The following is a 14,909-nucleotide window of genomic DNA, read 5'->3' as shown; positions in this document are numbered from 1 at the left end:
CCTGCTTCGCGATCAATGTCATCAAGACCAGGTCTTAATAGCCGATCAGGCCGATGATATCCATGATGCCGCGGAACGATCTCGCTTGCCAGAGGCAGAATTTGGACGGACGCCGCGACCTGACATGGCCGGCCGCGGCGCCCGGTGAAGATCAGATCCGTGCCTCCAGGATCAGGTTGAAGGGCGTCTCTGCGGCGCGGCGGAAACGCGACAGGCCGCCTTCGCTGGCGACCTTGCGCAGCCTTGCCTCGCCGGCTTGCGCGCCGAGTGCGAGGCCCACCTCCTGATCGAGCGAGGCCGGCGTGCAGATCATGGTCGACGCTGCATAGTAGACGCGCCCGACCGGATTGAGATTGTCTTCGAGGCGGTCGCCCGCGAACGGCTCGACCAGCATGCAGGTGCCGTCCTTCGCCATGGTTTGACGCACGTGGCTGATGGCGCCGACGGGATCGCCCATGTCGTGCAGGCAATCGAAGAAGCAGACGAGATCGTAGCCTTCGGCCGGATAGGTCTTGGCCGAGTGAACCGCGAAATTCATCCGATCGCCGAGCTTCGCCTCGGCCGCCGCCTTGCGCGCCGCCTCGATCGAGCCCTCGTGATAGTCGAAGCCGTAGAAGCGCGAATTGGGAAAGGCCTCCGCCATGAGTCGCGTCGAGACGCCGTGTCCGCAACCGACATCGGCAACCTTGGCGCCGCGCTTCAACTTGTCCACGACGCCGTCGAGCGCGGGCAGCCATTCCTGCACCAGATGATGCATGTAACCGGTGCGGAAGAAGCGGGCGGTGCCGCAGAACAGGCACTCGCTGCGCCGGTTCCAGCCGACCCCCTTGCCGCTCTTGAATGCGTCCGTAATCTTCGGCTCGTCGAGAAACGCCGCGGCAATGAGATTGCCGACCGCGCCGAAGAACACCGGGCTGTCTTCGTCGGCCAGTGCCATCACCTGTTCCGGCAGCATCGAGAATTTGCCCGACGCGGAATCGTATTCGACGTAGCCGGACGCCGCCTGGCTCGCCAGCCACTCGCGGACGTAGCGCTCCTTCGTTCCGGTGGCGCTCGCGAGCTCGGCGGGGTTCATCGGCCCTTTGGCGGCGAGGGCGCGGTAGAGGCCGAGCTTGTCGCCGAGCAGGACCAGTGATGCGTTCATCGCGGCCCCAACTTCGGTGATCATCTTGCCCATAAAGGCATTCAACCTGTCGGAATTGACCTCCATGACAGTCTCCATACAAGCGTTGGGCATTTACAAGGGGTCTGCGCAATTGCGCGCTGCGGGACTGCGCCAGGCCTCGCGGTCAGAGCTGTGGCCTGAACTTGCGTGTCCTCTCAATGGGTCAATCCGCCACGGAGGAGGTTCAAAGCGTCAGGACAACGTCATCCTGGAACTTGATGAAGCGTTCACCGGCGTCCCTCCACTGGCATTCGCGCTGTCCGGGGGGTATCATTTGGGCACTTTTCGACGGAAGCACGAATGTCCAGCCTTGCAGGTTCTTGCGGTCTCGCAGCTCTCCTCGCCGCGCTTTGCCTCGGTGGAGCACCGGTTCATGCGCAAGTTGCGCCGCTGAGCTATTGGGTACCGGGCGGAGCTTTCGGTTTTGGCGGCAGTGCCGGCCAGAGCTCAGATACCTACGGCAATTTTCCGAGCTTCGATGCCAGCGGGCGCACCAATTTTGCCAACGGCTTCTTTGTCGGCAGCCAACGCGGCAACCTCAATTGGAGCGGCCTCAACCAGACCGGACCAGCCGGCAATTTCAGCGCGCTGTCCTACGATAGCTCGCAGTTCGGCTACAACACCAAGACCGGCGGCATGCCCGTGACGTTCTTTGCCGGCTTCGACACGCTGAAATATGGCAACGGCATCGGCAGCTCGGTTGCGCCGCTGACCTCCGGCGCCGCACCCGGCTACGGCGCATTCGCGGGCGTCGAGTTCAAGCCGACGTCGAACCTCAGCCTGTCGTTCGGGGCCGGGTTCACTCAGCGGGATTCCGGCCGCATGGACAGCGATATCAGGTCGAACATGCTGCCCGGCGAGTCAGCGGCGCTCGGGGCGCTACGACGCTAGCGCGTAAACCGCGCCACCAATTCCACATGCGGCGTGTGGCGGAATTGGTCCACGGGCACGACCGCGTCAATCTTGTAACCGCCATCGATGAGCAGCCGCGCGTCGCGCGCGAAGGTGGCAACGTTGCAGGAGACGGCGACCAGCACAGGCACCTTGCTCGCGGCGAGCTTCAGTGCCTGCGCCTGTGCGCCCTGGCGCGGCGGATCGAACACCACGGCATCGAAGTCGCGTAGCTCCGGCGGAACCAGCGGACGGCGGAACAGGTCGCGCGGCTCGGCCTTGATCGGCTTCAGGCCCGGCGTGCGCGCCGCCTTCGCCAGCGCGGCAATCGCGCCGGCGTCGTTGTCATAGGCGGTGACGCGGGCTTTCTCTGCCAGCCGCAATGCAAACGGGCCGACGCCGCAGAAGAGATCGAGAACGTCCTTCGCCTTGCCGACGCGCTCGGCAACGAGTGCAGCGAGCGTCTCTTCCCCCGCCACTGTTGCCTGCAGGAACGAGCCCGGCGGCAGCGTCACTTCAGCGCGGCCCAGCCTGATCGTCGGCGGCAGGCGTTGCAGCACCAGCTCGCCATGCCGCGTCAGCCGTGCCAGGCGATGCTGCTCGGCGACGCGCGACAGCGCCGTAACCAGTGGCGTCGGCAGCGGACCGGAGCCGCGCACGTCGACATCGAGGCCGTTGGCGGTTGCGGTGACCTGGATATCGAGCGGCTTCGTCATCGGCATTTTCGAGGTCAGCGGCTCCGCGAGCGCCCAGGCGGCATCGAGCGCGCCGTCGAGCGCGGGATCGAGGATCGGGCAGCGATGGATCGGGATCACGTCGTGCGAGCTCGCCGCCGCGAAGCCGACCTTCAGCACGTCATGCGTGCCGAACCTTCCGTGCAGCGTGACGCGCCGACGGCCCGCGCCATGGGCATCGACCAGTGGCGCCACCTCGCAATCGATGCCGGCCTGCGCCAGAGTCTCGACCACGATGCTGCGCTTCCAGGCCTGATACGGCTCGGCGGCCCATTGCTGGATTGCGCAGCCGCCGCAGATGCCGAAATGCGGGCAGAACGGCTCGATGCGCTCGGGGCTTGCGACGTCGACCGCCAGCAGCTTGCGGCGGTCGGGATGGTGGCCCGCGACCTGATCGACCTCGACGGTCTCGCCGCCGAGCGTATAGGGCACGTAGATCGCATCGCCCGTCGTCAGCGAGACGCCATCGCCGCGATGGCCGACATGATCGATCGTGACGCGTTCAACCACGGCGCGCTCCCAGGAAGAATTCGATATTGCCGTCGCCGCCGGCAATCGAGGAGGGAAACACCTCGATGCCGGTGCAGCCGAGCGATGCGGCAAAGGCTGCGATGTCGTCGCAGATCTCCCGATGCACCGCGGCGTCGCGGATGATGCCCTTCTTGTTGTGCTTCCGATCGGCCTCGAATTGCGGCTTGATCAGCGCGAGCAGACTCATGGGCGCAGCTGCGAGTGACAGCGCCACCGGCAGCACGGCCTTCAGCGAGATGAAGCTGACGTCGATGACGACGATATCGGGCCGCGCCGGCAGTCGCTTGCCCTCGTAGCTGCGAATATCGGTCTCCTCCATCGACACGATCTTGGGATGACCACGCAGCGAGGCATGCAGCTGGCTGGTGCCGACGTCGATGGCAAACACCAGGCTCGCGCCGTTCGCCAGCAGCACCTCGGTAAAGCCGCCGGTAGACGCACCGACATCGAGGCAGACATGGTCCTCGACCTCGATCGGGTAGCGCTCCAGCGCGCCGGCGAGCTTGACGCCGCCGCGCGAGACGTAGGGATGCGCCGGCTCGGCCTGAATCACCGCGTCCTCGGCGATCGTCTCCGACGGCTTTGCGACCTGCTTGTCGTCGGCCGTGACGAGGCCGGCCTCGATGGCCGCGCGCGCCCGCGCCCGGCTCTCGAACAGGCCGCGCTCGACCAGCAGAACATCCGCGCGCTTGCGGGCAGGGGACATGAATTCTCCGAAGACGATTGAAACGTCTATGTAGCGATCAATCGCGCGGCTGCCATCCGGACGCAAGTCTCGAACGCGGCGAGATCGTGCCAGACGTCGGCTGGCTGCTCGGCCGGTGTCACCAGCGGGCAACCATGCAGCTCCAGCGCATGGATCATCATGAGATTGTCGACGAGGCCAAAATCCTCGACCGTCAGCCCCTGCGCATCGACCAGCCGCCCGTCCTCGGACGTCACGTTCATGAAGCGCGTGACGCGGTCGGCGTAGGCGGCGGGATCGTTGGAATAGGCCAGGCAAAACTTGCGGCGGCCGGCCACGTAGCCGAGCTCGTAGACGGTGCCGGGATCCGCACCGGCGCCGCGGAACGGTGTGAGATTGGCGATGATGGCGTCGGCCTCGTCCATCATGGCCTCGTTGCCGAAAAAGATCTGCCGCGACGCGTCAGGCGCGGTGAGGTCGACCGTGTTGTCGAGGGGATAGAGGCCGGTGAGGCCGTGAGCAGCACAGATCGCGGCTTTACGCCGGCCGATCTCAACCGCGTCCGGCAGGAACACGTCGGGACCTGCCAGATAGATTTTCATCGGGACTGCCCAGGAGAAATCAGGCGAGTTAAGAACCGCGGCGAAAACTGCGCTCCCTCCCCGCCTGCGGGGGAGGGTTGGGGAGAGGGTGTCTCCGCAACGGGACAATCCCCTAGAGGATAGAGCCCTCACCCGACGCTTCGCGTCGACCTCTCCCGCAAGCGGGAGAGGTGAACCAGCCTCAGGCGAGCTTGACCGTCTCGGTCTTGACGTCCTTGCCGAGCGCTTCGAACACCTTGGCGACGATGCCCTTGGCGTCGAGACCGGCGCGGGCGTACATCGCGTTCGGCGTGTCGTGATCCAGGAACACGTCCGGCAGCACCATCGTGCGGAACTTGACCATGCCGGTGTCGAGCACGCCCTGATCGGTCAGGAATTGCGCGACATGCGAGCCGAAGCCGCCGACCGAGCCTTCCTCCACCGTGATCACGACGTCGTGGTCACGGGCGAGCTTCAGCACCAGCTCGGTGTCGAGCGGCTTCATGAAGCGCGCATCCGCGATCGAGGTGGAGAGGCCGTGGGCGGCGAGCTCGTCGGCCGCCTTCTCGCATTCGGCCAGACGCGTGCCGAAGGAGAGCAGGGCGATCTTGTTGCCCTGGCGGATCATGCGGCCCTTGCCGATCTCGAGGGGAACGCCGACGTCGGGCATCTCGATGCCGCGACCTTCGCCGCGCGGATAGCGCAGCGAGCTCGGACGGTCGTTGATCGCGACCTGGGTCGCCACCATGTGCACGAGCTCAGCCTCATCCGCCGCCGCCATGATCACCATGTTCGGCAGACAGCCGAGATAGGCATTGTCGAACGAGCCGGCATGCGTCGCGCCGTCGGCGCCGACGAGGCCGGCGCGGTCGATGGCGAAGCGGACGGGCAGGTTCTGGATCGCGACGTCATGGACGATCTGGTCGTAGCCGCGCTGCAGGAAGGTGGAGTAGATCGCGCAGAACGGCTTGTAGCCTTCGGTCGCAAGACCGGCGGCGAAGGTGACCGCGTGCTGCTCGGCGATGCCGACGTCGAAGGTGCGGTCGGGGAACGCCTTATTGAAGATGTCGACGCCGGTGCCCGACGGCATCGCCGCGGTGATGGCGACGATCTTGTCGTCCTTCTCGGCTTCCTTGACCAGGCTCTGGCCGAACACGTTCTGGTAGGCCGGCGCGTTCGGCTTGGCCTTCGCCTGGGTGCCCGTCGCGACGTCGAACTTGACGACGGCATGGTACTTGTCGGCCGAAGCTTCCGCCGGGCCGTAGCCCTTGCCCTTCTGTGTCACGACGTGGACCAGGATCGGGCCGGTTTCCATGTCGCGCACGTTCTTCAGCACGGGCAGGAGATGGTCGAGGTTATGGCCGTCGATCGGGCCGACGTAATAGAAGCCGAGCTCCTCGAACAGCGTGCCGCCGTCCATCATGAAGCCACGGGAATATTCCTCGACGCGGTTGGCGCGGTTCGCGAGGATCTTCGGCAGGCGCTTGTTGATCTGCTTGGCCGCATCGCGCAGCGTGCGATAGGTCTTGCCGGAGTAGAGGCGCGACAGATAGGCGCTCATGGCGCCGACCGGCGGGGCGATTGACATGTCGTTGTCGTTGAGGATGACGATCAGGCGCGAGTTCATGGCGCCCGCATTGTTCATGGCCTCATAGGCCATGCCCGCCGACATCGCACCGTCACCGATCACTGCAATAACGTTGTTCTTGCCGCCGGCGAGGTCGCGCGCGACCGCCATGCCGAGGCCGGCAGAGATCGAGGTCGAGGAATGCGCGGCGCCGAACGGATCGTAATCGCTCTCGCTGCGCTTGGTGAAGCCGGACAGGCCGCCGCCGGTGCGCAGCGTGCGGATGCGGTCGCGGCGTCCGGTGAGAATCTTGTGCGGATAGGCCTGATGGCCGACGTCCCAGATCAGCCGGTCGCGCGGCGTGTCGAAAACGTAGTGGATCGCGGTGGTGAGCTCGACCACGCCGAGACCCGCGCCGAAGTGACCGCCAGTCACCGAGACGGCATCGATGGTCTCCTGACGCAGCTCGTCGGCGACCTGGCGAACCTGCTCGACCTTGAGCTTGCGCAGGTCGTCCGGCGTCCGGATGGTGTCGAGAAGCGGCGTTTTACTGTATGCGTTCACGGCGATTTCCAATTTGTCAGCACCGGAAGATTGTTCCGGTGCGCGATGGGTTTGCACAATATCGGCGCAGCGCGAGTCCTTAAACCGTCGGAGCCACCTGCATGGGGCAAAGCCCCGTCTTCAAGCTTAGGTGAGCTTAAGTGCGCTCCGGTTCAGTCTCTGTGATCCCTGTCACGTAGATCGGCTTCGTCCGTCCCAGCCAATTCATTAGCGATTTGAAGCGCTTGGCATCGGAAATCGGTCCCCACGTCAAAGCTAACAAAAAGCCACACTCCGCGCAGCTTTACACCAAAGCTTGGGCCAAAGCCAACCCGCCCGGCCGATTACGGGTATGCAGGTGCAACCGGCGGGCCAATTTGGTTAATCGCGGCGCCGGAGGGGAGGTTCCAATCGTGCCCGGTTCCTTGGCAGGATTCCGGGCGAAAAGCACTGGGATTTTGGCAGGTTTCGCCGGGCCGAAGGGCGCGGGCGAGGATATTCTTCAATTCTGGTGCCCCGCCACCCGATCCCGTGAGCGGAGACTGCGGCGTGCGATCTTGAAAAAATGCAGACGGGCGATGCTTGAAGCGCGCAGCTTTGGGGCGGCGCCCTTTACTGCACGTCGAGCGGGGCGGTGCCGGTGGCTTGGCCGCTGGCATCGGTGGTGATCTTGTCGACGCGCGCCTCGGCCTGCCGCAACAGCTCCTCGCAGCGCCGCTTCAGGGCTTCGCCGCGCTCGTAGATCGTGACGGATTCCTCGAGCGGCACCTTGCCGTCTTCGAGCCGCTTCACGATCGTTTCGAGTTCCTCGATCGCGCGCTCGAAGGTGAGCCGGGAGACGTCGACTTGGGTATTTTCGGCCATATCCGTTTCCGATTGCCCGATTCGCTTCTCGTGTAAAACAGCAGAGTTTTGCGGGCTTAATGTGGCGGGTGGGTCAAGCGCCCATCAGGGCGCCGACATGCGCCGTAACAGATTCTTTCAGTCCTTGCAGATCGTAGCCGCCTTCGAGCACAGAAACAACGCGGCCTCCGGCGGACTTGTCTGCAAGGTCCATCAGCTTGCGCGTGACCCAGGTGTAGTCCTCCGCGTGCAAATTCAGCGAGGCCAGCGGATCGCGGTAATGCGCGTCGAAGCCCGCCGAGATGATGACAAGTTCGGGGCTGAATTTTTCGAGCTGCGGCAGGATCAGATTCTCGAACGCACTGCGGAATTCGGGCCCGCCGTCTTCGGAGGCGAGCGGCGCGTTGACGATGGTGTCGTGATCGCCGCGCTCGCTCTTGGCGCCGGTGCCCGGAAACAGCGGCATCTGATGCGTCGAGCAGTACATCACGGTCGGGTCCGACCAGAAGATGTCCTGGGTGCCGTTGCCGTGGTGCACGTCGAAATCGACGATGGCGGCGCGCTTGATGCCGTATTTGCGCTGCGCATGGCGCGCGGCGATCGCGACATTGTCGAAGAAGCAGAAGCCCATGGGCTTGCCGATCTCGGCGTGATGGCCGGGCGGGCGTACCGCGACGAAGGCGTTGCGGTGTTCGCCGTTCATCACCGCTTCGGTCGCAGCCACCGCGCCGCCGACGCCGCGCATCACCGCTTCCCACGTGCCCGGGGACATCGACGTGTCGCCATCGATATAGACCTGGCCGCTGGTCGGCGCGATGTGGCGCAGCTCGGTGACGTAATCCTCGTTGTGGCACAGCGTGACGAGATCGAGATCGCCTTCCGGCGCGAGGTCGCGCGCCAGGAATTGGAAGCGCTCAACCGACAGCGCTTCCTCCACCGCGCGCAGGCGGTCGGGTCTTTCAGGGTGTCCCGGCGGCGTGACGTGGTCGAGGCAGGCCTTGTGGGAAAGGAGAAGCGTGCTCATCAGGTCGGCCTCACAGGGAACGAACTCTCGACGTCGCTTGGCGCATCCGGCGCCAAAACGCAATGCAAATCCAATCTATGCGTTCCGCCGCGAATGGCAAAGGGCTGTCCCGCTCTGCCTCGGTTTGATCCGGATCAATTCACGCGCAGGATGCGGGTCGGCGGCAGCGGACCGATCGGACCATGCGCCTTGAAAAAGGCGAACAGCGCATCGGCGTCATAGCCGCCATATTGCGGCGAAGCGCCCTGTTTCGCGACTGTAAAACCGTCGCCGCCGACGGCGAGGTAATCGTTGATGGTGACGCGGTAGCCCGTGCCCGGCTCGATCGGCTTGCCGTTGAGCGTCATCTTGTCGGCCATCACGCGCTCGCCAAACGGCCTTGATGCGTCCCAGCTGTAGGCGAATCCGATCGACACCTGGAGGATCCGCGGTCGCTTCGGATCGAGCCATTGCTGCTCCAGCATGTCCTTGAGCTGGCTGCCGGTGAACGTCATGGTGACGAGGCGGTTGCGGAACGGCTGGCTCGCGAACAGTTCGCCGTAGGACACCGCGCCGTTCTCCTTCGGGATGATGTCGGTGCGGATGCCACCGGGATTGGTGAGCGCGATGACAGCGCTGCCATCCTTGGCGTCCCTGGTTGCGGCGAGCTGTGCATCGGCGATGACGTCACCGAGTGCGCTTTCGCCGGCTTCGTTCGGGACGCGCGACAGCGTCTGCGTCACCGATCCGGCCGGCCGGTTGGCAATCGGTGCCGAGAGCTTGTCATAAGCGTCGATCAGCGCGGTCTGCTCGGGATCCTTGGCGAGCGAGGCGTTGGCGACGATGATGTTCTCACCCCTGGCGCTGACGATGTCTCGTGTTGCCGGATCGAGCTTGAGGTCGATCGCGGTGACCAGCGTGCCGTATTTGTCGCCGCTGGTGACGAGCCGGCCGTCGATTTGGCAAACATAGGCACGATGCGTGTGGCCGCTGACCACGACGTCGACGGCGCGGTCGAATTTCTTGACGATGTCGACGATCGGCCCCGTGATATCAGGGCATTCGTTGTAGTCGCCGGTTGGCTCGCCGCCCTGGTGGATCAGTACCACGATCGCCTCGACGCCCTGCGCTTTCAGTTGCGGCACCAGCGCGTTCACCGTCTCGGCCTCGTCGCGGAATTCGAGTCCCGTGATGCCCTTGGGCGAGACGATGCCGGCGGTCTCCTTCAAGGTCAGCCCGATGAAGGCGACCGGGATGCCCTCGAACTCCCTGATCTCGTAAGGCGGCAAAACGCTCTTGCCGGTCGCGGTCTCGATGGTGGAGGCCGCGAGATAGTGAAATTTCGCGCCGGTGAAGGGACGCGGTCCCTGACATCCATCCTCCGGATGGCAGCCGCCGTTCTGCATCCTGAGCAGCTCGGCCTTGCCTTCGTCGAATTCGTGATTGCCGACCGAACTGATCGCAAGCCCCATCATCGAGAGCGCCTCGACCGACGGCTCGTCGTGAAACATCGCTGACAAGAACGGGCTCGCCCCGATCAGGTCGCCGGCGGCGACGAAGATGGTGTTCTTGTGCCCCTCGCGCAATTGCTTGACCAGCGTCGCCATGTACTCGGCGCCGCCCGCGGCCACCATCACCTTCTTGCTCTTGTCCTCGGGATCGTTGATGCGGATGCCGCCCGGCGGAGGGCGGAGATTGCCGTGGAAATCGTTGATCGCAAGAATGCGCAGTTCAACCGGCGCTGCGGTTTGGGCCGCGGCGGGCAGGGCGCAGAGCGCGAACGAAAGCGTAGCAAGGATGGATTGGTATCGCATGGAACCAGACTAGACGTTCCAGGCGAAGATTTCACGAAGCTTCTTGCCGTCATTCCCGGGGCGCACGTAGCGCCTTGGAATCCATTGGGCCACAGGGTTGGCGGATGAATGGATTCCGGGCTCGCGACTTCGTCGCGCCCCGGAATGACGGCTCCTACCGCCTCTTCCTGTTCGCAAACGCATTGAACGCTGCAATCGCTTCGTCGGATTTCAACTTCTCGCCGAACAGATGGCCTTCCTGGTCGATGCGGCGGGTGAGCTCCTCGGGTGCTGCGCGCAGCAGCTTGCGCGAGGTTGCGACCGCCTCGGCCGGCAGCCGGCAGATCTCTCGCGCCACCTTGCGGGCTTCGACCTCGGTATGTCCCGGCGACACCACGGTGTTGACGAAGCCGGCGGCATGGGCCTCGGATGCGGTGAAGGTCCGGCCCATTACCAGCATCGCGAAGGCGCGCTGGTAACCCATCGTGTTCGGCATCAAGAGGCTGGCGGCGCCGACCGGAACGAGCCCGAGATTGATGTAAGGCGCCGAGAAGGTCGCGGCGGTCGAGGCCAGCACGTAGTCGCAGTGAAACAGCATCACTGTGCCCATGCCGATCGAGGCGCCGTCCACGGCTGCGATGATCGGCTTGACGTTCAGCGCCAGCGAATAGAGGAATCTGACGCCATCCGACAGCGTTTCGGGGCGCGATGCGTCGGCTTTCATGAAATCGTCGATGTCGTCACCGGCCGTGAACACGCCGGAGCCGCCGGTGATGATCATGCAGCGGATGTCGGGATGGTTCTGCGCGGTGTCGATCGCGCGGCTCATCTCGCGGTACATGTCCTGCGTGATCGCATTCTTCTTGCCCGGGCGGCGCAGGGTGATCACGCGGGTGGCGCGCTCCTCCGTGACGATGATGTTGCCGTTCGGCATGAGCACTCCCTGCGCCCGCTGTGGCTCCTGCCATCGGCGAGTCTTGCAATGCTGAGCCTACATGATCCGGCAGGCGTGCCAATCCTGCGGCTCAACCATTTCGACGGTGATACCCGTGAGCGGTTGCATGACACCCGTCCGATGGTGGCATTCGCCGGGAACCTCGCGGAAGCTGCATCACACGTCCTGCGGCGTTTTGCGCATTGCAACAATCGGCTACAATGTTTCAATTGAAAAACCGGTGGTTGTGCGGCACGATCAGCCGTCTCGTTCCATGAGGCCGATGCTTGATCGATGATTGCCGCAACGGGCGCTGACGAATCCTCGCTGCATTACCGCGGCTGGCGCGTGGTGTCGGCCTGTTTCCTGATGGCCTTCTTCATGTTCGGCTTCGGCCTCTACGGCCAGGGCGTCTATCTCGCCGAGCTCCAGCGCGCCCATGGCTGGCCGGGCACGCTGGTGTCCGCGGCCAGCACTTTCTCGTTCCTGTTGACCTCCGTCCTCGTCATCTTCACCGACGATCTGCTCGCCCGCATCGGGCTGCGGGCGCTGATCCTGAGCGGGCTGACGGCGCTTGGCGCATCGACGGCGCTGCTGGGACTGATGCAGGCGCCCTGGCAGCTCTATCTTGCCTATGCGCTGATGTCGGTCGGCTGGACCGGCATGGGCTCGGTGGTGATCGCGACCGTGCTGAACGCGTGGTTCGCGCGGCGTCGCGGGCTCGCGCTTAGCCTTGCCTTCAACGGCGCCACCTTCGGCGGCATCATCCTGGTTCCGGTTTTGCTGGCGCTGAGCAGCAGCATCGGTTTCCGCTCCGCCATGCTGGCAGCCACTATCGTGATGGTGGTGCTGGTGCTGCCGGTGGTCGTCGTCTTCACCAGCTGGCCGGTCGAGGCGTCGTCCAATGCAGCGGCAGGTGTCTCTGGCGACAAATCCGCGCGTCATTCGCGGAAGGAGCTGCTCACCAACGCGTCATTCTGGACCATGGTGCTGCCGATCGCGGTCGCGCTGTTGGCGCAGATGGGCTTCATCATCCACCAGGTGTCGTTTCTCGAGCCGCTGATCGGTCGCGCCAGTGCAGGCCTCGCGGTTACCATCATGGCGGCGATGGCCGTGGTCGGGCGGCTGTCGCTCGGCCTGTTCGTCGATCGGCTCGATCCGCGGCTTGCCTGCGCGGCGTCGATGACGAGCCAGGCGGCAGCGCTGCTCGTTCTCCTGCAAAGCCAGAGCCCGACGGTGCTGCTCATGTGCTGCGCGGTCTATGGCTTCTCGATCGGCAACATGATCACGTTTCCGCCTTTGATCATCCAGCGTGAGATCGGCAGCACGGCTTTCGCGGCCGCGATGGGGCTGGGGACTTCGATCAGCGGCATCGTCAGCGCCTTCGGCCCCGGCATCGTCGGCCTCGTGCGCAGCGCGAGCGGTGACTACACCATGGCGTTTGCGATGTGCGTGGTGCTGGACGTCGTCGCGGCCGGCATCGTGTTGTGGCGGCCGGGGAGAAGGGCTGAGGTCGCAGCTTCGTAGCCCGGATGGATCCAAATATTCAATGTCGTCCCGGCGAAGGCCGGGACCCCCGCGTGATCCGTCGATGAAGCGCGGATCACAGTACCGCGGGAGGACTGCTCAACTACCAGTCTTCGCCAAACTACTTCCTGGGGTTATGGGTCCCGGCCTTCGCCGGGACGACACCAAATTTGTAGCCGGCAGTGCTCCCAAATTACCCCAACAGCACCGCATCCGCCGCCGCGACCGATTCCGCGCTTTCCGTCACGGTGCGCTCGAGCGCGCCGGCCTGCACGGTGATGTTCTCGGCGAAGAAACGCGCGAGCGAGACGTAGCGCGCGGCGTCGGTGTTGCCGTCGGCCTTGGCGGCGAGCGCCTCGGAGGCCAGCATGCAGCCGCCGAGCGTGGCGCCGAACTGCTGCAGATAAGGCGTCGCGCCCGCGAGTGCCTCGTTCGGTGCAGAGGTGACGCGCTCCAGGAGCCACTTGCTGGTGCGTGTCAGCGCATCGAGCGCCTCGCGCAACTTCACGCCCGTGGTGCCGAAGGCGGGATCGTTGGAGGCCTCGACCCGCTTCACGGTGGCGCCGAGTTCGTCGAGCAGCGTCCAGACCGCAGCGCCTCCATCGGCTGCGAGCTTGCGCGTGACGAGGTCGATCGCCTGGATGCCGTTGGTTCCCTCGTAGATCGCGGTGATGCGGGCGTCGCGATAATGCTGCGCGGCGCCGGTCTCCTCGATGAAGCCCATGCCGCCATGCACCTGCACGCCGAGATAGGCGACCTCGTTGCCGATATCGGTGGAATAGCCTTTTGCCATCGGCGTCAGCAGCGCCGCGCGCGCGGCGGCATCGGCGCGCACCTTCGGGTCCTTGGCGCGCAAGGAGACGTCGAGCGCGACAGCGGTCGCATAGCAGATTGTGCGCGCGGCCGCGGTCTGTGCCCGCATCCGCATCAGCATACGCTTGACGTCGGGATGCACGAAGATTGCATCCGACCCGTCGCCCTTCTTGCCGATTGCGCGGCCCTGCTTGCGCTCCTGCGCATAGGCCAGCGCCTGCTGATAGGCGCGATCGGCGACGCCGACGCCCTCGAGGCCGACGCCGAGACGGGCCTGGTTCATCATCGTGAACATGCAGCGCATGCCCTGGTTCTCTTCGCCGATCAGGAAACCGATCGCGCCGCCATGATCGCCCATGGTCATGGTGCAGGTCGGCGAGGCGTGCATGCCGAGCTTGTGTTCGACGCCCGAGGCAAAAATGTCGTTGCGCGCCCCCAGTGAGCCGTCGGCGTTGACCATGAACTTCGGCACGAGGAAGAGCGAGATTCCCTTGGTGCCAACAGGCGCGTCAGGCAGACGGGCCAGCACGAAATGCACGATGTTGTCGGTCATGTCGTGCTCGCCATAGGTGATGAAGATCTTCGTCCCCTTGATGCGATAGGTGCCGTTCGCCTGCTTTTCGGCGCGGGTGCGCAGCGCGCCGACATCGGAGCCGGCCTGCGGCTCGGTGAGCTGCATCGTGCCGGTCCATTCGCCGGAGACGAGCTTTTCGAGATAGATCGTCTTGAGCTCGTCGCTGCCATGCGCATCGAGCGCCTCCATCGCTGACGCCGTCAGCAGCGGGCAGAGGCCGAAGGCGACGTTGGAGGCGCTCCAGATCTCGGTGCAGGCTGCGTTGATCGCCAGCGGCAGGCCCTGGCCGCCGAAATCCTCAGGCCCCGAGACCGCGTTCCAGCCGCCTTCGGTCCAGCGCTTGTAGGCATCCGGCCAGCCCGGCGCGGTCGTGACCTTGCCGTCATCGAGCTTGATGCCGTGCTCGTCGCCGACCTTGTTGAGCGGCGCCAGCACGTCGGTTGCGAACTTGCCGGCTTGCTCCAGCACGGCGGACACGATGTCGGCGTCGAAATCGCCGTAATGGCCGGCTTCCACGGCGGCCCTGAGGCCGGCGCCATGGTTGAGCGACAGCAGCATGTCAGAGATCGGCGCGCGGTAGGTCATGGCTCACTCCCGAGGACAGGTTTGGCGCCGTATTCCCATGAAACGCGGGAGGTCTCAATGGGCGGGAGGGACGGGAAGGGGCGGGGATCGCGCCTATAATAGAGTGTGGCCCAGCCGGCCCCGGACCTGTGGTATTTTGC

At 64.8% G+C, this 14,909-nt stretch carries 12 protein-coding genes; 2 read left to right on the top strand and 10 right to left on the bottom strand.

The genetic code is table 11. The features are described 5' to 3' along the window. Positions 1 to 151: 151 nt before the first annotated feature. Positions 152 to 1,210 (bottom strand): methyltransferase domain-containing protein, encoded by a 1,059-nt coding sequence (locus YUA_RS0101365; protein WP_027529022.1) that lies wholly within the window; start codon positions 1,208 to 1,210, stop codon positions 152 to 154. Positions 1,211 to 1,465: 255 nt separating this feature from the next. On the opposite strand from YUA_RS0101365, the gene YUA_RS0101360 reads away from it, so the two are divergent. Then, the gene (locus tag YUA_RS0101360; RefSeq protein WP_027529021.1) at positions 1,466 to 2,056 is read left to right on the top strand and encodes a hypothetical protein; all 591 of its coding nucleotides are present in this window, start codon (positions 1,466 to 1,468) and stop codon (positions 2,054 to 2,056) included. Here the strand turns inward: YUA_RS0101360 and YUA_RS0101355 are convergent. The 8 genes from YUA_RS0101355 to YUA_RS0101320 all read right to left on the bottom strand — a co-directional run bounded on the left by YUA_RS0101355 (position 2,053) and on the right by YUA_RS0101320 (position 11,270). Next, entirely contained in the window at positions 2,053 to 3,300 is a 1,248-nt protein-coding gene (locus tag YUA_RS0101355; protein WP_027529020.1) for a class I SAM-dependent RNA methyltransferase, read from the bottom strand. The two genes, YUA_RS0101360 and YUA_RS0101355, sit on opposite strands and share 4 nt — an antisense overlap. Next, entirely contained in the window at positions 3,293 to 4,027 is a 735-nt protein-coding gene (locus tag YUA_RS0101350) for a TlyA family RNA methyltransferase (RefSeq protein ID WP_027529019.1), read from the bottom strand. Before YUA_RS0101350 ends, YUA_RS0101355 begins: the two co-directional genes overlap by 8 nt. A gap of 26 nt (positions 4,028 to 4,053) precedes the next feature. Beyond that, positions 4,054 to 4,608, bottom strand: a complete 555-nt coding sequence (locus tag YUA_RS0101345; RefSeq protein WP_027529018.1) for a nucleoside 2-deoxyribosyltransferase — start codon at positions 4,606 to 4,608, stop codon at positions 4,054 to 4,056. A gap of 181 nt (positions 4,609 to 4,789) precedes the next feature. Then, complete coding sequence (dxs, locus tag YUA_RS0101340) at positions 4,790 to 6,718, bottom strand: 1-deoxy-D-xylulose-5-phosphate synthase (protein ID WP_027529017.1); 1,929 nt, start codon at positions 6,716 to 6,718, stop codon at positions 4,790 to 4,792. A gap of 591 nt (positions 6,719 to 7,309) precedes the next feature. Beyond that, complete coding sequence (locus YUA_RS0101335) at positions 7,310 to 7,561, bottom strand: exodeoxyribonuclease VII small subunit (RefSeq protein WP_008132970.1); 252 nt, start codon at positions 7,559 to 7,561, stop codon at positions 7,310 to 7,312. Positions 7,562 to 7,634: 73 nt separating this feature from the next. Next, positions 7,635 to 8,564, bottom strand: a complete 930-nt coding sequence (locus YUA_RS0101330; protein WP_027529016.1) for a histone deacetylase family protein — start codon at positions 8,562 to 8,564, stop codon at positions 7,635 to 7,637. Positions 8,565 to 8,698: 134 nt separating this feature from the next. Continuing rightward, positions 8,699 to 10,357: a bifunctional UDP-sugar hydrolase/5'-nucleotidase gene (locus YUA_RS0101325; RefSeq protein ID WP_027529015.1), complete on the bottom strand. Its 1,659-nt coding sequence runs from the start codon at positions 10,355 to 10,357 to the stop codon at positions 8,699 to 8,701. Between the two features lie 154 nt (positions 10,358 to 10,511). Further along, positions 10,512 to 11,270 carry an enoyl-CoA hydratase-related protein gene (locus YUA_RS0101320; RefSeq protein ID WP_027529014.1) on the bottom strand — a complete coding sequence of 253 codons (759 nt, stop codon included), beginning with the start codon at positions 11,268 to 11,270 and terminating at the stop codon, positions 10,512 to 10,514. A 294-nt stretch (positions 11,271 to 11,564) separates the two neighbouring features. On the opposite strand from YUA_RS0101320, the gene YUA_RS0101315 reads away from it, so the two are divergent. Next, entirely contained in the window at positions 11,565 to 12,797 is a 1,233-nt protein-coding gene (locus YUA_RS0101315; protein WP_027529013.1) for an MFS transporter, read from the top strand. Between the two features lie 193 nt (positions 12,798 to 12,990). On the opposite strand, the gene YUA_RS0101310 is transcribed toward YUA_RS0101315, so the two are convergent. Further along, positions 12,991 to 14,769, bottom strand: a complete 1,779-nt coding sequence (locus YUA_RS0101310; RefSeq protein WP_027529012.1) for an acyl-CoA dehydrogenase — start codon at positions 14,767 to 14,769, stop codon at positions 12,991 to 12,993. Positions 14,770 to 14,909: the final 140 nt, after the last annotated feature.

This window comes from Bradyrhizobium sp. WSM3983 (genome assembly GCF_000473045.1).
GTDB lineage: Bacteria > Pseudomonadota > Alphaproteobacteria > Rhizobiales > Xanthobacteraceae > Bradyrhizobium.
This window is presented reverse-complemented; position numbering and strand designations above follow the sequence as displayed.